The following is an 18,505-nucleotide window of genomic DNA, read 5'->3' on the forward strand; positions in this document are numbered from 1 at the left end:
TTTTCACACCAAGGCCCGCCATGCCTGATCATCCGGTTTTTCCTTTGCTCGCCGACGGTGCCGCACGCGACGAGGCCTGGTGGCGCCAGGTCGCCGCGTTCTATCCCGCGCCGCCGGACGCCATCGTCAATCTCGAACACGGCTATTTCGGCGCCATGGCCGCCCCCGTGCAAGCGGCCTTCGAGCAGGCCGTGCGCTACACCAACGAGCAACTGAGTCCTTTCGTGCGCGGCGAATTCACGCGCACGCATGTGGATATTCTGCGCCGGCGCGTCGCCGCGCTGATCCATGCCGAACCGCATGAAATCCTGCTGACCCGCAGCGGCACCGAGTCCATGCAGGTGCTGATCACGCAATACCACGGCCTGGCGCCCGGCGATACCGTGCTGTGGAGTAATCTCGACTATCCGGCCATGCGCACGGCCATGCGCTGGCTGGCGCAGCGCCGTGGCGTCACCAGCACGCAAGTCGCATTGAACTTGCCCATCGGCGATGACGAGATCATCGCCCGCTACGCGCAAGCCATGCGCCAGGCCGTCAAGCCCAAATTGCTGCTGCTGTCGCAGGTGACGCCGGCCAATGGCCAGCAAATGCCGCTGAAGGCCATCATGGCGCTGGCGCGCGAACACGGTATCGACGTGCTGCTCGACAGCGCTCATGCGCTGGGGCAGGTCGACGTCGACGTGCAGGCCATGGGTGTCGATTTTGCCGGATTCAATCTGCACAAATGGCTGGGGGGGCCGGCGGGACTCGGCGTCGTGTATATCCGCGCCTCGCAATTGCACAAGATCGAGCCGCATTGTGGCGACGACGATTATCCGCTGAACGATATCCGCAGCCGCCTGCACATGGGCATGCCGCCGATCGGCGCCATCCTGGCCGCGCCTGCCGCCTTGGACTTCCATGCGCGCCTGGGCGGCACGCCGGCCAAGAACGAACGCCTGGCCTGGCTGCGCAATTACTGGGTCGAGCGGGCGGCGCAGTTGCCCGGCGTGCGCATCCTGTCGCCGCTCGATGCCAAACGCGGCACGGCGCTGGTCGCCTTTGCCGTCGACGGCATGAGCGCGCGCGATCTGCAGCAAGCCTTGCTGCAGCGCTTTGGCATATTCACCGTGCAGCGCAATATCGGCGATGCCGACATCGTGCGCGCCACGGTGGCAATCACCACCACCACCGCTGAACTGGACCAATTGGTGGCGGCGCTGACGGTGCTGTCCAGCGAGGCGAACGCCTGACAAAACCGTCGCGAGCGCACGCGCAGCAGGTTTGGTCAGGTGTTCTAGTACTCGCGGCGGTTCGGCTTGATCTCTTGCAGGATCGTCGTGGAGATCTCTTCGATCGACTTGGTGGTCGAGGAGAGCCAGCGGATACCTTCGCGTTTCATCATTTTTTCCGCCTCGTTGACTTCGTAACGGCAGTTTTCAATTGCCGCATACTTGCTTCCAGCGCGTCTTTCGTTGCGTATTTCCGACAAACGTTCGGGCGTAATGCTCAATCCGAAAATTTTATTCTTAAATTCCAGCAGGGCCGATGGCAGCTTGTCGCGCTCGAAATCGTCGGGAATCAGCGGATAATTGGCCGCCTTGATACCGTATTGCATGGCCAGATACAGGCTGGTCGGGGTCTTGCCAGAGCGCGAAACACCCACCAGAATGACATCGGCCGAGGACAGGTTCTTGTGCGACTGCCCATCGTCATGCGCCAGCGAATAGTTGATCGCCTCGATGCGGTTCTTGTATTCCTCGCTGTCGACGATATTGTGCGAGCGTCCGATGGTGTGGGTCGACATCACGCCCAGCTCCTGCTCCAGCGGGGCCACAAAGGTCTGGATCAGGTCCATGTGCATGCCGCTGGACTTGCGGATCACGGCCGACAGGTCGTTCTTCACCAGGGTGGAGAAAATGATCGGGCGCTGGCCATCGGCGGCGAAGGCTTCGTTGATCTTGCGCGCCGCATCGTATGCCTTGTCCATGGTGTCGATGAAGGGCAGGCGGATCTGACGGAAGCGCAGGTCGAACTGCGTCAGCACCGAGTGGCCGAACGTCTCGGCGGTGATGCCGGTACCGTCGGAAACGAAGAAGACGGTGCGGGCCGCGGAGGGCAGAGGAGGGCGTGGTTCTTGTGTCATGGGTTTTCGGATCAAGATTGTGCGTCGTCAATTTGCGCCGCACAAGGTAAAATGGCTGCAACGGTATGATTGTGCTGCACGACGCCAAGAATAACAAGAAGACTGTCTGTGCGCCGCGCGTAAAGATTTCTATCATCAGTAAGGGTGTCATTATGACCAACGCAGTATCGCAACAGCAGGAAGACAAGGACGCGGTGTATGTTGCCTCGTTCGAGCATTTGCGCATGACGGATGTCGAATCCGTCGGCGGCAAGAACGCCTCCCTGGGCGAAATGATCAGCCAGCTGGCGGAAGCCGGCGTGCGCGTGCCCGGTGGCTTTGCCACCACGGCGCAGGCATTCCGCGATTTCCTCTCGTATAGCGCCAACGGCGGCTTGCCGCTGGCCGAACGCATCGCCCAGCGCCTCGAAGGGCTGAACATCGATGACGTGCGCGCGCTGGCGCAAGCCGGCGCCGAGATCCGTCAATGGATCGTCGAAACGCCGTTCCAGCCACGCCTGGCCGCTGAAATCGATCAGTTCTACGCCAAGCTGGTGGCCGATTCCGACACCGAAATGTCGTTTGCCGTGCGTTCCTCGGCCACGGCGGAAGACTTGCCGGACGCCTCTTTTGCTGGTCAGCAAGAAACCTTCCTGAACGTGGTCGGCATCGACAACGTGCTCGAAGCCATGAAACAGGTGTTCGCGTCGCTGTACAACGACCGCGCCATCTCGTATCGCGTGCACAAGGGCTTTACGCACGCTGAAGTGGCCTTGTCGGCCGGCGTGCAGCGCATGGTGCGTTCCGACCTGGGCGCGGCCGGCGTGATGTTCACCATCGATACCGAGTCGGGCTTCAAGGACGTGGTCTTCGTCACTTCCAGCTATGGCCTGGGCGAAACCGTGGTGCAGGGCGCCGTCAATCCCGATGAATTCTATGTGCACAAGCCGATGCTGGAAAAAGGCAAGTCGCCTGTGATCCGCCGCAATATCGGCTCGAAGCTGCTGAAGATGGAATTCACGAACGAAGCGAAAGCCGGCCGTTCCGTGAAAACCGTCGACGTGCCCGTCGAAATGCGCAACCGCTACTCGCTGAACGACAGCGAAGTGGTGGAGCTGGCCAAGTACGCCGTCATCATCGAAAACCACTACGGCCGTCCGATGGACATCGAGTGGGGCAAGGATGGCCGCGACGGCAAGCTGTACATCCTGCAGGCGCGTCCTGAAACCGTCAAGTCGCAGCAAAAGGCGACCGACGTGCAGGAACGCTTCAAGCTGAAAAGCACGGGCACCGTGCTGACGTCCGGCCGCGCCATCGGCCAGAAGATCGGCGCCGGCCCCGTGCGCGTGATCCACGACCCGGCCGACATGGAGCGCGTGCAGCCAGGCGACGTGCTCGTTGCCGACATGACGGACCCGAACTGGGAACCGGTCATGAAGCGCGCATCGGCCATCGTCACCAACCGTGGCGGCCGCACTTGCCACGCAGCAATTATCGCCCGTGAATTGGGCGTGCCGGCCGTCGTCGGCTGCGGCGACGCGACCGACGTGCTGAAAGACGGCACGTTCGTCACCGTCGTCTGCTCCGAAGGCGACGAAGGCAAGATCTACGATGGCTTGCTGGAAACGGAAGTGTCGGAAGTGTCGCGCGGCGAATTGCCGAAGCTCGATACCAAGATCATGCTCAACGTGGGCAATCCGCAGCTGGCGTTCGACTTCCAGTCCGTGCCGAATGCGGGCGTGGGCCTGGCGCGCCTGGAATTCATCATCAATAACAATATTGGTGTGCATCCGCGCGCGATCCTGGAATATCCGAACATCGATGCCGACCTGAAAAAGGCCGTGGAATCGGTGGCGCGCGGCCACGCTTCGCCGAAAGCGTTCTATATCGACAAGCTGGCCGAAGGTATCGCTACCATCGCCGCCGCGTTCTGGCCGAAAAAAGTCATCGTGCGCCTGTCCGACTTCAAGTCGAACGAGTACAAGAAGCTGATCGGCGGTTCGCGCTACGAGCCGGACGAGGAAAACCCGATGCTGGGCTTCCGCGGCGCGGCGCGCTACCTGTCGGCCGACTTCTCCGAAGCGTTCAACATGGAATGCGAAGCGATGAAGCGCGTGCGCAATGACATGGGCCTGACGAACGTGGAAATCATGGTGCCATTCGTGCGCACCCTGGGCCAGGCCGAGAAAGTCATCGACCTGCTGGCAAAGAATGGCCTGAAGCGCGGCGAGAACGACCTGCGCGTCATCATGATGTGCGAAGTGCCGTCGAACGCCATCCTGGCCGACCAGTTTCTCGACCATTTCGACGGCTTCTCGATCGGTTCGAACGACCTGACCCAGCTGACCCTGGGCCTGGACCGCGATTCCGGCATGGAATTGCTGGCCGCCGATTTCGACGAGCGCGATCCCGCCGTGAAAGCCCTGCTGGCCCTGGCCATCAAGGCTTGCCTGGCACGCGGCAAGTACATCGGCATCTGCGGCCAGGGGCCTTCCGACCATCCGGACTTCGCCGTCTGGCTGATGGAGCAGGGCATCGAATCGATGTCCCTGAATCCCGACTCGGTGATCGACACCTGGCAAAAGCTCGCTGCGCTGAAAGCGTAAGCGTCTTTCCCGCCCTCTGAAAACCCGCTGCCACTGACCTGGCAGCGGGTTTTTTTATGCCTGCTGTGGAGCGCACGGCAGTATCCGATGGGCTTGCGCCAGATCAGCTAAAATGATTCCACCAATACATTGAAACGGGAGTTCACATGGCAAGCAAGAAACCGAGCAAAGTGGCAAAGATCGACATCGGCATTTCCGAAGCGGACCGCGCGAAGATTGCGGAAGGCCTGTCCGGCCTGCTGGCCGACAGCTACACCTTGTACCTGATGACCCACAATTTTCACTGGAACGTCAAGGGACCGATGTTCAACACCCTGCACCTGATGTTCATGACGCAATACACGGAGCAGTGGGCCGCGCTGGACTTGATCGCCGAGCGTATCCGCGCCCTCGGCTATCCGGCGCCGGGCACCTACAAGGAATTCGTCAAGCTCGCTTCGATCAAGGAAATCGACGGCGTGCCGCCGGCGCTGGACATGGTCAGCCACCTGGTGTCGGCACAGGAAGCGACCGCGCGCACGGCGCGCCGTTTGTTCCCGTTGCTCGAGAAAGCCAATGACCAGCCGACGGCCGATTTGATCACGCAGCGCCTCGATTTGCATGAGAAGACGGCGTGGATGTTGCGCAGCCTGCTCGAGGAATAAACGCCGGGCCGGCGGCGCTAATTCGCCGCCGGCTATTGACGTCATCCGGAATTGCGTTAGACTGCTTGTATATAGGTGTTTGGCAAGAATAATATCAGGCAGTGCAGCGCATTAAACCCCGTCGCTTATATAGGCTGCGGGGTTTTTTATTTTGGATTCACAAGGATGGAGGCATCATGGCTGAATGGGTGGGCTGGTTTGTCGCGGCTGGCGCGGTATTGATCCTGGAGCTGTTTACGGGCACGTTTTATCTGCTGATGATCGCCATCGGCGTCAGCGCCGGAGGATTGGTGGCGCTGGCGGGCGGAAATGGCAGCTGGCAGGCCCTGACGGCCGCCATTGTCGGCGTGGCGGCTACGCTGTTATTGCGGCGCAGCCGTTTTGGCAGGGCGGCGCGGCGCGATGCGGCGCAGGATCCGAATGTGAATCTCGATATCGGCCAAAGCGTGGCGGTCGCGCACTGGGTCGATGGTGCGGCGCGCGTCATGTATCGCGGCGCCTTGTGGGATGTGGAATTGATTCCCGGCAGCGATACGCAGGCCGGTCATTACACCATACGTGCCGTGCGTGGCAGCCGTTTGATTGTTGGATAACCTGGAGAATAGATTATGGAAGTAAGCATCGGAAGCGTGTCGCTGATCTTGTTATTGCTGGCGTTGGTATTTGTCTTCAAGACGGTCAATGTGGTGCCGCAGCAGCATGCCTGGGTGGTGGAACGCCTGGGCAAGTTCCATGCGGTATTGGGGCCTGGCCTGAATATTGTCGTACCTTTTGTTGACCGCATCGCTTACAAGCATGTACTCAAAGAAATTCCACTCGACGTGCCGCCGCAGGTGTGCATTACGCGTGACAATACGCAATTGCAGGTCGATGGCATTCTGTATTTCCAGATTACCGATGCGATGCGTGCTTCATATGGTTCGTCGAATTATATTGCCGCCATTACGCAATTGGCGCAAACGACCTTGCGATCGGTGATCGGTAAAATGGAACTCGACAAGACATTTGAAGAGCGCGACCATATCAATACTGCCATCGTGAATGCCATCGATGAATCGGCGGCGAATTGGGGCGTCAAGGTATTGCGCTATGAAATCAAGGATTTGACGCCGCCCAAGGAAATCCTGCATGCGATGCAGGCGCAGATCACGGCCGAGCGCGAAAAGCGCGCGCTGATTGCCGCCTCGGAAGGACGCAAGCAGGAGCAGATCAATATCGCCAGCGGCGAGCGCGAAGCGAACATTGCCCGCTCCGAAGGCGAGAAGCAGGCATCGATCAACCGCGCCGAAGGTCAGGCCACAGCCATCGTTGCGCTGGCACAGGCCAGTGCCGAGGCGTTGCGCCAGGTCGGCGCCGCCATCCGCGAGCCGGGCGGCGAAGATGCCGTCAACCTGAAAGTAGCCGAACAGTATGTGGGCGCCTTCGCGCAATTGGCGAAGACAAATAACTCGATTATCGTGCCGGCCAATCTGGGCGATATGAGTGGTTTGATCGCCGCGGCAATGCAGGTGGTCAAAACCCAGAAGCCGAAAGGTGGCGTGGCGATTCCTTGATTGCCGGTGAATAGCACACTCGTAGCAAGTTTTTCGTCAATACTGCCCGCCATATCGCGGGCAGTTTTCATTTGCGCCACTGGAATATATGGCAGCAGCAGGGCTGGAGTATCAGAGTTGGAATCAGTAGCGCTGAGAATATTTTCTTTATGCTATGCTGTGCGCACTTTCTGGGTTATATGCTGTCGTGCGACGCTTATCTTTTTGATTGAAGTGGAACCTGCTGCACCGATGTCCGCGATGGACGACGACGCGGGATTGGAGGCCGGTGCATGGTGGCCGATAGTATTGGCCCCGTGTATGTTTTGAATTGCAATTTTTAATTACTATAAATTGCAATGAAACAAAAAATACTGCAGAATAAATGTGACCGATGGCGCTGTATTGAATCGCCGCCGCACAAAATACAGGTACTGGCGCAGACGGTACACTGCGGTGTCCGTCCCCTTGATTGAAGACTTGCATCGCCTGAAAGCCGGGAAGTGGGGTTTTTGGAAAAGAATTGTAAAAAACAATCAAATCTTCAGAAAAAATCACCTCAATCGCGTTACAATTGGATAGAATTTAACTGTTCAGTTATATTTTTCAACTCACACAAGGAAATATCATGGATCTGTCCAGCTTATCCCTGTCCGAACTGCGCACCTTGCAGGACGACATCAAGAAGCAAATGAAAAAACGCGAACAAGACGATCTGTCCAAAGCGCGTGAACAAATCCTGGCGATCGCACAGAGCGTCGGCGTTTCCGTAAAAGATCTGGTTGGTACGGGTATCCGCGCTAAAACGGGCACGGTTGCCGTACGCTATCGCAATCCGGATGATGCGACGCAGCAATGGACTGGCCGTGGCCGTCAACCGAAATGGGTCAAAGAGTGGACCGATTCGGGCAAGTCGCGTGACCTGCTGAAGGTGTAATGTAATACGCCATTCATTCGGATGCTTGTCCTGAGCGGTAATACAGGTGTACAAGGCAGCATGCAAGCATCCGGAACTTTCCTCGTTTTTTGTCTTTGGCGAGGCAGGCAGAGTTGATGTCCTTCGCCGTATCTCCATGGCTTTTTCGCCAATAGCGCTTTATTTCCCGCCTTACCTCTTTCTTTTCCCTGCCTTATTCCGTCGCGCTGAGTTTTTCCCGCTTGCCGCAGGCAATCGGCAAAATAAAACCCGGCATATAGCCGGGCTTGTTGGTATTGGCGCAGCAGGCTGCGCGCGGTGCCGGATCAGCGGCGGTGCGATTTCATGGCCGCTTGCACTTCGCGCGCGCCATCGCGGTCGCGTTCCGCAGCGCGTTTGTCGTGCTGTTTCTTGCCCTTGGCCAGGCCGATTTCGCATTTCACGCGACCGCCCTTGTAGTGCAGGTTGAGCGGCACCAGGGTATAGCCGGAGCGTTCCACCTTGCCGATCAGTTTATCCATTTCAGCGCGGTGCAGCAGCAGCTTGCGCGTGCGTACGGCTTCCGGGTGGATATGGGTGGAGGCGGTCGGCAGGGCGCTGATATGCGCGCCGAACAGGAAGAGTTCATCGCCGCGGACGACGACGTAGGCTTCCTTGATTTGTACGCGGGCGTCGCGGATGGCTTTGACTTCCCAGCCTTCCAGCACGATGCCCGCTTCGTAGCGATCCTCGATAAAGTAGTCGTGGAAGGCTTTTCTGTTGTCTGCTATGGTCATGAGATGGTAAATGTGCGCGGGTCGGTTAAACTACTGTCTCGCGCAAGCGCGATAAAATCAAATGTATCCAACATCATAGCAAATGGTTCTTCAATGGCAGTAGTACATAAATCAGTTTTTCTCGGCTATAGCGCCGAACAAATGTTCGCGCTGGTGGCGGCGGTGGAAGATTATCCCAAATTCCTGCCCTGGTGCGGTGCGGTCGAGATTCGCGAGCGGGGCGAGAACACGGTCGTCGCCAGCGTGGGCATACATTACCACGGCGTACGCCAAAGCTTCACCACGTCCAACGAGAACGTGCCGCCGACGTCCATCAAGATGAAGCTGGTGGACGGTCCTTTCAAGACCCTCGACGGCGTGTGGACCTTCAAGGCCCTGCGCGAAGACGCCTGCAAGATCGAACTGGACCTGCACTACGAGTTTTCCAGCCGCGTACTGGAACAGATCATCGGCCCCGTCTTCGGCATGATTGCCAACAGCATGGTCGATTCCTTCTGCAAGCGCGCGGAGACCGTGTATGGCTGAGACCAGCATGCAGGTGCAAGTGTGTCACGCGCTGCCGGACAGCAGCTTTTTGCGCACCTTGACGGTGCCTGCCGGCACCACCATCGGGCAGGCGGTGGCGCTGAGCGGCTTGCTGCAGGAAATGCCCGGCATCGACCTGGCCGTGAACATGGTCGGCATCTATGGCAAAAAGAAGCCGCTCGATACCGTATTGCACGAGCATGACCGCGTGGAAGTGTACCGCCCCTTGCAGGCGGACCCGAAAGAGGCGCGCCGGCGCAGGGCCAGCGGCAAGCCTGCGAAGGGCTGAGCGGGCAGGGCGGCCGCTGCCTGGCGAGCGCCATTTTTTGCTATTTTCAAATATCTTTTCTATGCTGCAAGGACGGAGGGCGCTTTTTTCTGTATAATCTGCTTTTGCGCCAATAGGAAATGCTATGCGTCTACTTCAAAAAGCACTCACATTCGATGACGTGCTGCTCGTCCCAGCCTACTCCAACGTTCTGCCCGCCGATACGTCCCTCAAAACTCGCCTGACCCGCAACATCACCCTGAATATTCCCTTGCTGTCCGCAGCCATGGATACGGTGACGGAAGCCCGTCTGGCGATCGCGATGGCCCAGGAAGGCGGCATCGGCATCATCCACAAGAATTTGAATCCGAAGGACCAGGCACGTGAAGTGGCCCGCGTAAAGCGTTTCGAAGCTGGCGTGCTGCGTGATCCGATCACGATTCCGCCGGAAATGAAAATCCGCGACGTGATCGCACTGACGGAACAATACGGCATCAGCGGTTTCCCTGTCGTCAAAGGCAAGGAAGTCGTCGGCATCATCACCAACCGCGATTTGCGCTTTGAGCAGGAACTCGACGCGGAAGCTTCCGCCAAGATGACCCCGCGCGAAAAACTCGTCGTCGTCAAGGAAGACGCCGATACGGCCGAAGCCAAGCGCCTGATGAACAAGCACCGTCTCGAGCGCGTGCTGGTCGTCAACGACGCATTTGAGTTACGCGGCCTGATCACCGTCAAGGATATCCAGAAGTCGACCTCGCACCCGTTCGCGTCGAAAGACAGCCAGGGCAAACTGCTGGTCGGCGCTGCCGTCGGCGTCGGCGCCAAGGATGAAGAGCGCATCGACCTGCTGGTCGCCGCCGGTGTCGACGTGCTGGTGGTCGACACGGCCCACGGCCACTCGCAAGGCATCCTCGACCGCGTACGCTGGATCAAGACCAAGTACCCGCAAGTCGAAGTGATTGGTGGCAACATCGCTACCGCCGCCGCCGCCAAGGCGCTGGTGGAATACGGCGCCGATGCGGTCAAGGTCGGCATCGGTCCTGGCTCGATCTGCACCACGCGTATCGTCGCCGGCGTGGGCGTGCCGCAAATCACGGCCATCTCGAATGTTGCCGAAGCACTGGAAGGCACGGGCGTGCCATGTATCGCCGACGGCGGTATCCGTTTCTCGGGTGATATCTCGAAAGCGCTGGCCGCTGGCGCCTCGACCGTCATGATGGGTTCCATGTTTGCCGGTACGGAAGAAGCACCAGGCGAAGTGATCCTGTATCAGGGCCGCAGCTACAAATCGTACCGCGGCATGGGTTCGCTGGGCGCGATGTCCGACGGTTCGGCTGACCGTTATTTCCAGGATGCCACCATGAAGGCCGACAAGTTCGTGCCTGAAGGTATCGAAGGCCGCGTGGCCTACAAGGGCAGCGTGCTGGCGATCATCTTCCAGCTGGTGGGCGGCGTGCGTCAATCGATGGGGTACTGCGGCTGCGCCACCATCGACGAGCTGCGCGAAAAGGCGGAATTCGTGGAAATCACCTCGGCCGGCATGCGCGAGTCGCATGTCCATGATGTGCAGATCACGAAAGAAGCGCCAAATTATCGCTCCGAGTAAGCGGTAACGAAAGTCCAGACCGGCGCCCAGTGCGCCGGTTTTGCAATTGACCCTGAATAAAGCTCCGACCATGCATTCTAAAATCCTCATTCTCGATTTCGGTTCCCAAGTCACCCAGTTGATCGCCCGCCGCGTGCGCGATTCCGGCGTGTTTTCCGAAGTCTTCCCGTATGACGTCAGCGACGAATTCGTGCGCAACTATGGCGCCGCCGGCGTGATCCTGTCGGGCAGCCACAACTCCACGCTGGACGGCGACTCGCCGCGCGCGCCGCAAGCCGTGTTCGAGCTGGGCGTGCCCGTGCTGGGCATCTGCTACGGCATGCAAACCATGGCGGCCCAGCTGGGCGGCAAGGTGGAAAACGGCCTGGTACGCGAATTCGGCTACGCCGAAGTGCGCGCCCGCAGCCATACCAAGCTGCTCAACGGTATTGCCGACTTCGTCACCGACGAAGGCCACGGCATGCTGAAAGTATGGATGAGCCATGGCGACAAGGTGCTGGAAATGCCGCCAGGCTTCAAACTGATGGGCAACACCCCAAGCTGCCCGATCGCCGCCATGGCCGATGAAGAGCGCCAGTTCTACGGCGTGCAATTCCACCCGGAAGTAACGCACACGGTGCAGGGCAAGGCCATGATCGGCCGTTTCGTGCATGAAATCTGCGGCTGCAAGTCGGACTGGAACATGCCTGACTACATCAGCGAAGCGGTGGAAAAGATCCGCGCGCAAGTGGGCACCGATGACGTCATCCTGGGCTTGTCCGGCGGCGTCGATTCGTCCGTGGCCGCTGCCCTGATCCACCGCGCCATCGGCGACCAGCTGACCTGCGTCTTCGTCGACCACGGCCTGCTGCGCCTGGACGAAGGCAAGATGGTGATGGACATGTTCGCCAAGAACCTGGGCGTGAAAGTCATCCGCGTCGATGCGGAAGACCAGTTCATGGGCCACCTGGCCGGCGTCACCGACCCCGAGCAAAAGCGCAAGATCATCGGCCGCGAGTTCGTCGAAGTGTTCCAGGTCGAATCGGGCAAGCTGGTCAACGCCAAATGGCTGGCGCAAGGCACGATCTACCCGGACGTGATCGAATCGGCCGGTAAAGGTAAAAAAGGCCAGACCATCAAGAGCCACCACAACGTGGGCGGCTTGCCGGACACCATGAAGCTCAAGCTGCTGGAACCCCTGCGCGAACTGTTCAAGGACGAAGTGCGCAAACTGGGCGTGGCCCTGGGCTTGCCGCATGACATGGTCTACCGCCACCCGTTCCCGGGTCCGGGCCTGGGCGTGCGCATCCTCGGCGAAGTCAAGAAAGACTACGCCGACCTGCTGCGCCGCGCCGACGCCATCTTCATCGAAGAACTGCGCAACACGCCTTATGAGCCGGTGGTGGTGCCTGGCTTCGACCAGGATAGCGTACCGACCAACTGGTACGAAGCGACGAGCCAGGCTTTTGCCGTCTTCCTGCCCGTCAAATCGGTGGGCGTGATGGGCGATGGCCGCACCTACGAATACGTGGTGGCACTGCGCGCCGTGCAGACACAGGACTTCATGACGGCTCACTGGGCGCACCTGCCGCACAGTCTGCTGGGCAAGGTCTCGAACCGCATCATCAATGAAGTGCGCGGCATCAACCGCGTCGTCTACGATATTTCGGGCAAGCCGCCGGCGACCATTGAGTGGGAATAATCTCCCGTCCGGCACCGTAAGGTAACGCCGGGTCAATGCAACAGCTAAGCCCCTGATTTTTCAGGGGCTTTTTTTATTTTGTCTGGCAAACCCAAGCAACCCATGGCAGAGCCAAGCACGCTTTTTTGTGGGTATTTTTAAGGGGACTCAAATTGCCGTAGGGAATATTTAACATTTGGTTCTTACTGGTCATTTCCACCGCGAGGGTATCAATGAGGGTATTTTTTATGCCAAGTCATTGATTTTAAGGTTAATTTTAGGTTCCGGGGAAGCTCGTCGGGGCGAGGGTATCTGGGCCTCGCGAGTGGTGGTGGATATCACTTTTTTCGTACTCAGCGATTGATTGTTTGAAATGCGTCCGGTGCCGGTACAGACTTGTGAATGAATGGGAGGTGCCCATGCTGACCGATACAAAATTGAAAAATCTGAAACCAGCTGAAAAAGCCTACAAGGTGCCGGATCGTGATGGAATGTATGCAACGGTCCTTCCCAGTGGCACGATCTCGTTTCGCTATAACTACCGCCTCAATGGCCGATACGAAACCTTGGTGCTTGGACGGTACGGTGCCGGTGGCTTGAGTTTGCAAGAGGCGAGGGAGCGCCTGCAGGACGCGAAGAAAGCGCAATCGGAAGGCAAGTCCCCGTCGCGGCTCAAAGCCCAATCGCGCAATCAGCTGGCCGATGGAGAGCCTTTTAGCGTGTGGGCGGAGCGTTGGTTACTGAAGTACAAAATGGCGGAGTCGACGCGCGACATGCGGCGTGCGGTGTACGAACGCGATCTGAAACGCCCCTTTGGCAGTCTCCTGCTACATGAAATTACGCACAACGAGTTGCGTTCCGTATGCGATGCCATCCTCGCACGTGGCGCCCCCGCGACGGCCGTGCATGCGCGCGATATCGTGAAACTGGTCTTTAAGTACGCAGAACAAAGAGGGAAGAAGGTTGAAAATCCTGCGGATCTGGTTGCTCCCTCATCCATTGCTGTATTTGAGCCGCGCGACCGCGCGTTGGGTGCCGAAGAGATCGCGCTTTTCTACGAACATATCGAGTACGTGCAGTGCGCGCCGACCTTGCGCCTGGCTTGCAAATTACTGTTGCTCACGATGGTGCGCAAATCCGAACTGACGGACGCAACATGGAGTGAGGGTGCGCGCGGTCAATTGCAGTCCTACTTGACGCGACTACAAACTGCGGAGAGCATGCTGCGGCCCTACATGGGAACGCTGATCACGGTGAGGGGCGTCGTTATGACAGGGGACGGGGCGCCGCAGAGCTATATCGGGGCCACGCCATCGCAACGTAGCGACCCATATCTCAACGACGTTTTAGGTATGCAACCGCCTGGTTCTGTGATGCCTGGCGTGGAGACCCGTGACCAGAACCGGCTCGACTATTTTGTTGCTTTGAATGGTTCCGCTTAGAAGGAGTACTGGGCCGAGGAATGGCTGCTGGGGGGAAAGCTCGGCAACACCTTGTCGGGCACGTTCGGGCGGTGGTGGGCGGGAGCGGATGTGGCCTTGGCCGGGAAAGTGAGTTCGTCGGCTGGCGGCAATCTGAGCGCCAGTAAAATCACCGATAAAAGCATGCCGTTACGATTGCTCCCGTCGGAACAAGCCGTCCTTGCGCAAATAGGCAAACTGCCCAACACGACGCTGCAAGGCGACCTGCGCGAGTATGTGGCCAATAGCTATTTCATGCGAAATGGATTCACGTCGTTTGAGGGTAAATGCGGTAGAAATTGCTTTGATGGGGTATATGTCAAGGGGGATCTGGTGTATATCAACGAGGTCAAACCGTTGAATGCGAATGGGTCGATAAAACTCACTGGAGCGAATAGCGGAACTAAGCTGGACGCACAGATGACCGATGAATGGATATCTGGAGCGATTAAGCGTCTTAATGACTCAGGTGACGAAACTTTGATGCAGACCGCCGCGTTGTTGACCAAGGCGAAGAATAGCGGTCGACTTGTAAAAATGGTTACAGGTGTTGGCGATGATGGGGCAGTGGTCATAAAATTAAATGGAGGTAAAAAGTGACGGTAGAACGTAGTCCAGCAGACAGGTTGAAAAATCTTTTGTCGATTTTTGAGGGGGGAGTTCCCGACTCCGTTGATAGCTATATGTATCGGCGCAAGCAAATGCGGCTAGGTGCTGTTCTCACAACTCTGGCTGAACACGCGCGTGCGTGCGCCATTTACGGTTTCTTCGTGGAAAGAAATCTCGATAAGTTCAAGCAGAACTGTTATCTCGCTAGCCGGTTGACACTGGCGAGCATTGTGCAGGATGGTGGCGCGAGCTTCTGTGTTGGAGGTGAATTGTTGTATGGTATGCTTTCCGACAACGAGAAAGTGATCGCAGCAATCGCAGTTGCGGAAACCGAAGAGCTTATTCGACAGCGTAACGCCCCCACCCTCACTGCATTTCATGTCCACATGATCCAACTTGCATTGCGTGGTGACGACGGTGCCTTACTGTCCAAAATTGAGAAGGTGGCCAAGAATGGCCGCAAGCCAGATCGTGCCGATAGTGCTGCAGGCCAGGATTTTTTCTCCCTTTTGCTTAAACGTGACCAAGCTGGCTTGGAGAATTTCATACAGACGCGAAGCGCAAGCATCAAAAGCTCGGATGTGGCCGAGGAGGATTTCTTTTCCTATCTGGGTGTACTGCAGACCAAGCTATGCTGGATCAGGGGTATTCCTGTCCAAATCGATAGCCCTCTGGTACCGATGGCATTGATGCCGGTGCGCCCCTTGGCGCACTATGACGATGTCTATGAATTTCTTGCTCCTGAATGGGTTCCTGCTCCCCAAGGTGTCGTCGCAGACATTCTCCGTTGGCTAAAAAGACAGTTTAAGTAATTCGGTAAGCTGCTGAGCCAGCAGCGGGCCGGGGGCAGGTCCATCATTCATATACGATCTCAGCCTTGGCCGTCTTGATCTGCAGCAGGTGCGCTTTACTAAATACCGATACGGCTCGACTGACTGTTTTGCTCGATACGTGAAAAGCGGCGGCAGTGTGGAGCATGGTATAGGCCGTAGAAAGTTGTTGGGCCATATGTTTGTGAGATTGATTGTTCTCGCTAGTGAAGTACTGATCCCGTGTGGGTATTTCTGAGGGTATCGGCAACTGAATAACGTGGAAAACACTGAAAAATCAAGCGTTTAGCCAGCTCGTTGACAATCGAGTGGGAGCGAGTCCCCATAAAGAAACTTTGCATTTCCGAATAAAGCGAGTAAGCCAAAGCCCTGTTTTTACAGGGCTTTTTTTTTATACATCAATGCCGGACGCCATTGCCTGCTGTGCCGCCGCCGGGCCGCGCGGGGTTTTACTAGTGGTAATTGGATAGTTGAAAGACAGTTACCAAACAGCTAAAGTTCTCAAGAAATAAATAAAGTTGCCCTATAGAAATAATTAATTTATAATTTCCTTACGTAAATAATTACTTAAGGCAACATATGCACCTGCGCTTGACGCCATGGTGCGGTGTATTTTTGTTCAGCGGCACCTTGTGTGCCGCCGTGTCCGCGCAGACCCGTCCCGAAATCGCGCCGCCGCTTCCCACCCCGCCTGGCAGCAGCCAGCGCGACGATGCCAGCCAAGAATTGATCCGCCAGCAAGAACGCGAGCGCCTCCTGCGCCAGCAGCAGGAGCGCACGCCCGACGTGCGCCTGCTCGAGGCCCCCGCGGCCGCAGCCGCGAACCGCCTGCCCACAGGCGAATCGCCGTGCTTTACCATCGATCATCTGCAATTGCGGGGCGAGGACGCCGCCCGGTTCCAATGGGCGCTGGCCGCCGCCGGGCACGACGACCTGGGGGCGCCGGACTCGCCGCTGGGACGCTGCCTGGGCACGCAGGCCATCAATGTGCTGATGGGGCGCATGCAGAACGCCATCATCGCGCGCGGCTTTGTCACCACGCGCGTGCTGGCCGAGCCGCAGGACCTGAGCCGTGGCACCCTGGCCTTGACGCTGATACCGGGGCGTATCCGCCAGATCGGCTTTGCGCCCGGCACCAACCCCCGCGCCACCTGGTGGAATGCCGTGCCGGCGCGGCCGGGCGACTTGCTCAATGTGCGCGATACGGAACAGGCGCTGGAAAACTTCAAGCGCGTGCCGACGGCCGAGGCCGATATCCAGATCATGCCGGCCGAAGGCGGCAATGCGAAGCCGGGCGAGAGCGACCTGCAGATCCAGTGGAAGCAGGGTTTGCCGTTCCGCCTGGCGCTGGGCCTCGACGACGGCGGTTCGCGCTCGACGGGCAAACTGCAGGGCAGCGTGACTCTGTCGTATGACCACTGGCTGACCCTGAACGATCTGTTTTACCTGAGCCTGAACCAGAACGTTGACGGCAACCGCAATGGTCCGCGCGGCACAGGCGGCATGGTGGCCCACTATTCGATTCCCTACGCCTACTGGCTGCTGGCCTTCACGGCCAGCGACAGCCGCTATCACCAGTCCGTGGCCGGCATCAGCCAGGATTACAACTACAGCGGCGCCAGCCAAAACAAGGAAGTGAAACTGTCGCGCCTGGTGTACCGCGACGCGTCGCGCAAGACGACGCTGTCCCTGCGCGGCTGGCAGCGTGCAGCGCAAAACTTCATCGACGACACGGAAGTGGAAGTGCAGCGCCGCCGCATGGCCGGCTGGGAACTGGGCCTTGGCCACCGCGAATTCCTGGGGCAGGCCACCCTGGACCTCAACCTGCAATACCGGCGCGGCACGGGCGCGATGCATGCGATGGCGGCGCCCGAGGAAGCGTTTGGCGAGGGTACGTCGCGTTTCAAACTGATCCTGGCCGACGCGGCCCTGTCGGCGCCGTTCAAGCTGGCCGGCCAGCCGCTGCGCTACGCGGGCAGCTGGCGCATGCAGCACAACCGCACGCCGCTGGTGCCGCAGGACCGCTTTGCCATCGGCGGGCGCTACACGGTGCGCGGCTACGACGGCGAAAGCAGCCTGTCGGCCGAACGCGGCTGGCTGCTGCGCAACGAGCTCGGCGTGCCGCTGGGCAGCAGCGGCCAGGAAGCGTATGCGGGCCTGGACCACGGCGAAGTAGCGGGACCGTCCGCCGAATGGCTGATCGCGCGGCGCCTGACGGGCGGCTTTGTCGGCTTGCGCGGGCAGTGGCTGGGCGTGCAGTACGACGCCTTTGTCGGCTGGCCCGTGCGCAAACCTGAGCTGTTCCGTACGGCCAGCCATACGGCCGGCTTCAATTTGAACGCGAGCTTTTAATCATATATCCGACACCATGAGTACCTCTTCTTTGGACATTATCGCCCCCGCCTTGGGCTTGCCTGGGCACAGCGAGGCAGAACTGTTTGGCGCGCTGACATGGCTTTGCATGCATTCTAAGAATCATCGCGATCTGCCGCTAGCGTCTTTCAGCCAGACTTTGTTGAATCCGATCAAACAGCAGCAGTTCATGCTGGCGTTGACGTCGCTCGATGGCGTTCAGCAGCCGGTGGCTTACGTGGCCTGGGCAAATTTCGATGCCGATGCCGAAAGCCGCTATCTGGCAGACGGTAACCATACCTTGATGCGCCCGGAAGACTGGAATAGCGGCGACCGCATGTGGATTACGGACTGGGTCGCTCCATTTGGCCACACGGCATCGTTCGTACGCGAAGTTTCTACACGCCTTTCCGAATCCTGTTACCGGTTTTTGTATCACAAGGGAGACGAGACGGGTTTGCAAGTAAAAACATCCCGCGGTTGCGCGGTTTCCAAGGAGCAGGCGGCCAGCTGGTGGAGCGCCAGGCCCATGCATGCCAATTACGCCAAAACGACATCCATTTAAATATTTATAACACCTAGCGCAGCAAGTTTTGTTAGGTGTTCTCAACGAG

16 protein-coding genes and 1 pseudogene are annotated in these 18,505 nt (G+C 58.5%); 15 read left to right on the forward strand and 2 right to left on the reverse strand.

Annotated features, from left to right (window positions below):
• Window positions 1-20: 20 nt before the first annotated feature.
• Window positions 21-1,235, forward strand: coding sequence for an aminotransferase class V-fold PLP-dependent enzyme (locus tag JAB8_RS01145; protein ID WP_070288021.1), 1,215 nt, complete (start codon window positions 21-23; stop codon window positions 1,233-1,235).
• 44 nt (window positions 1,236-1,279) lie between these two features.
• On the opposite strand, the gene JAB8_RS01150 is transcribed toward JAB8_RS01145, so the two are convergent.
• Window positions 1,280-2,128, reverse strand: coding sequence for a pyruvate, water dikinase regulatory protein (locus tag JAB8_RS01150; RefSeq protein WP_070288024.1), 849 nt, complete (start codon window positions 2,126-2,128; stop codon window positions 1,280-1,282).
• 152 nt (window positions 2,129-2,280) lie between these two features.
• On the opposite strand from JAB8_RS01150, the gene ppsA reads away from it, so the two are divergent.
• The 5 genes from ppsA (at window position 2,281) to JAB8_RS01175 (ending at window position 7,826) form a co-directional block, all read left to right on the forward strand.
• Window positions 2,281-4,713 (forward strand): phosphoenolpyruvate synthase, encoded by a 2,433-nt coding sequence (ppsA, locus tag JAB8_RS01155; protein WP_070221573.1) that lies wholly within the window; start codon window positions 2,281-2,283, stop codon window positions 4,711-4,713.
• A gap of 146 nt (window positions 4,714-4,859) precedes the next feature.
• Window positions 4,860-5,357, forward strand: coding sequence for a Dps family protein (locus JAB8_RS01160; RefSeq protein ID WP_034752224.1), 498 nt, complete (start codon window positions 4,860-4,862; stop codon window positions 5,355-5,357).
• A 176-nt stretch (window positions 5,358-5,533) separates the two neighbouring features.
• Window positions 5,534-5,950 carry an NfeD family protein gene (locus tag JAB8_RS01165; RefSeq protein WP_070221510.1) on the forward strand — a complete coding sequence of 139 codons (417 nt, stop codon included), beginning with the start codon at window positions 5,534-5,536 and terminating at the stop codon, window positions 5,948-5,950.
• Window positions 5,951-5,965: 15 nt separating this feature from the next.
• On the forward strand, window positions 5,966-6,910 hold the full coding sequence (locus JAB8_RS01170) for a stomatin-like protein (RefSeq protein WP_070221509.1): 945 nt from the start codon (window positions 5,966-5,968) through the stop codon (window positions 6,908-6,910).
• Between the two features lie 607 nt (window positions 6,911-7,517).
• Window positions 7,518-7,826 carry an H-NS histone family protein gene (locus JAB8_RS01175; RefSeq protein WP_010397665.1) on the forward strand — a complete coding sequence of 103 codons (309 nt, stop codon included), beginning with the start codon at window positions 7,518-7,520 and terminating at the stop codon, window positions 7,824-7,826.
• Between the two features lie 305 nt (window positions 7,827-8,131).
• Here JAB8_RS01175 and smpB read toward each other — a convergent pair whose 3' ends face one another.
• Window positions 8,132-8,581 carry an SsrA-binding protein SmpB gene (smpB, locus tag JAB8_RS01180; RefSeq protein ID WP_034784131.1) on the reverse strand — a complete coding sequence of 150 codons (450 nt, stop codon included), beginning with the start codon at window positions 8,579-8,581 and terminating at the stop codon, window positions 8,132-8,134.
• A gap of 93 nt (window positions 8,582-8,674) precedes the next feature.
• Between smpB and JAB8_RS01185 the strand changes: the two genes are divergently transcribed.
• The 9 genes and pseudogenes from JAB8_RS01185 (at window position 8,675) to JAB8_RS01225 (ending at window position 18,456) form a co-directional block, all read left to right on the forward strand.
• Entirely contained in the window at window positions 8,675-9,106 is a 432-nt protein-coding gene (locus JAB8_RS01185) for a type II toxin-antitoxin system RatA family toxin (protein WP_035818194.1), read from the forward strand.
• Window positions 9,099-9,395 carry an RnfH family protein gene (locus tag JAB8_RS01190; RefSeq protein ID WP_070221508.1) on the forward strand — a complete coding sequence of 99 codons (297 nt, stop codon included), beginning with the start codon at window positions 9,099-9,101 and terminating at the stop codon, window positions 9,393-9,395. The genes JAB8_RS01185 and JAB8_RS01190 overlap by 8 nt, the downstream gene beginning before the upstream one ends.
• Before the next feature lie 124 nt (window positions 9,396-9,519).
• Entirely contained in the window at window positions 9,520-10,980 is a 1,461-nt protein-coding gene (gene guaB / locus JAB8_RS01195; RefSeq protein ID WP_034752206.1) for an IMP dehydrogenase, read from the forward strand.
• Window positions 10,981-11,050: 70 nt separating this feature from the next.
• Entirely contained in the window at window positions 11,051-12,661 is a 1,611-nt protein-coding gene (gene guaA, locus JAB8_RS01200; RefSeq protein ID WP_070288027.1) for a glutamine-hydrolyzing GMP synthase, read from the forward strand.
• Window positions 12,662-13,059: 398 nt separating this feature from the next.
• Window positions 13,060-13,806 (forward strand): annotated as a pseudogene (locus JAB8_RS01205) (Arm DNA-binding domain-containing protein); the annotation flags it as partial.
• 327 nt (window positions 13,807-14,133) lie between these two features.
• Window positions 14,134-14,700, forward strand: a complete 567-nt coding sequence (locus JAB8_RS01210) for a hypothetical protein (RefSeq protein WP_070288032.1) — start codon at window positions 14,134-14,136, stop codon at window positions 14,698-14,700.
• Window positions 14,701-14,726: 26 nt separating this feature from the next.
• Window positions 14,727-15,521, forward strand: coding sequence for an Imm49 family immunity protein (locus JAB8_RS01215; RefSeq protein WP_139142885.1), 795 nt, complete (start codon window positions 14,727-14,729; stop codon window positions 15,519-15,521).
• Between the two features lie 597 nt (window positions 15,522-16,118).
• Window positions 16,119-17,891, forward strand: a complete 1,773-nt coding sequence (locus tag JAB8_RS01220; RefSeq protein ID WP_083287517.1) for a ShlB/FhaC/HecB family hemolysin secretion/activation protein — start codon at window positions 16,119-16,121, stop codon at window positions 17,889-17,891.
• Between the two features lie 16 nt (window positions 17,892-17,907).
• A complete protein-coding gene (locus tag JAB8_RS01225; RefSeq protein ID WP_070221506.1) occupies window positions 17,908-18,456 on the forward strand; it encodes a toxin-activating lysine-acyltransferase in 549 nt (182 codons plus the stop codon).
• Window positions 18,457-18,505 lie beyond the last annotated feature (49 nt).

It is taken from the genome of Janthinobacterium sp. HH106, assembly GCF_001758725.1.
In the GTDB taxonomy this organism is placed as follows: Bacteria; Pseudomonadota; Gammaproteobacteria; order Burkholderiales; family Burkholderiaceae_D; genus Janthinobacterium.

Coding starts and splice junctions, on each gene's coding strand:
- JAB8_RS01165 (WP_070221510.1), top strand. CDS start 5,534: ATGGCTGAATGGGTGGGCTGGTTTGTCGCGGCTGGCGCGGTATTGATC.
- guaA (WP_070288027.1), top strand. CDS start 11,051: ATGCATTCTAAAATCCTCATTCTCGATTTCGGTTCCCAAGTCACCCAG.
- JAB8_RS01225 (WP_070221506.1), top strand. CDS start 17,908: ATGAGTACCTCTTCTTTGGACATTATCGCCCCCGCCTTGGGCTTGCCT.
- JAB8_RS01150 (WP_070288024.1), bottom strand. CDS start 2,128: ATGACACAAGAACCACGCCCTCCTCTGCCCTCCGCGGCCCGCACCGTC.
- JAB8_RS01220 (WP_083287517.1), top strand. CDS start 16,119: ATGCACCTGCGCTTGACGCCATGGTGCGGTGTATTTTTGTTCAGCGGC.
- JAB8_RS01190 (WP_070221508.1), top strand. CDS start 9,099: ATGGCTGAGACCAGCATGCAGGTGCAAGTGTGTCACGCGCTGCCGGAC.
- JAB8_RS01185 (WP_035818194.1), top strand. CDS start 8,675: ATGGCAGTAGTACATAAATCAGTTTTTCTCGGCTATAGCGCCGAACAA.
- JAB8_RS01170 (WP_070221509.1), top strand. CDS start 5,966: ATGGAAGTAAGCATCGGAAGCGTGTCGCTGATCTTGTTATTGCTGGCG.
- smpB (WP_034784131.1), bottom strand. CDS start 8,581: ATGACCATAGCAGACAACAGAAAAGCCTTCCACGACTACTTTATCGAG.
- guaB (WP_034752206.1), top strand. CDS start 9,520: ATGCGTCTACTTCAAAAAGCACTCACATTCGATGACGTGCTGCTCGTC.
- JAB8_RS01175 (WP_010397665.1), top strand. CDS start 7,518: ATGGATCTGTCCAGCTTATCCCTGTCCGAACTGCGCACCTTGCAGGAC.
- JAB8_RS01145 (WP_070288021.1), top strand. CDS start 21: ATGCCTGATCATCCGGTTTTTCCTTTGCTCGCCGACGGTGCCGCACGC.
- ppsA (WP_070221573.1), top strand. CDS start 2,281: ATGACCAACGCAGTATCGCAACAGCAGGAAGACAAGGACGCGGTGTAT.
- JAB8_RS01160 (WP_034752224.1), top strand. CDS start 4,860: ATGGCAAGCAAGAAACCGAGCAAAGTGGCAAAGATCGACATCGGCATT.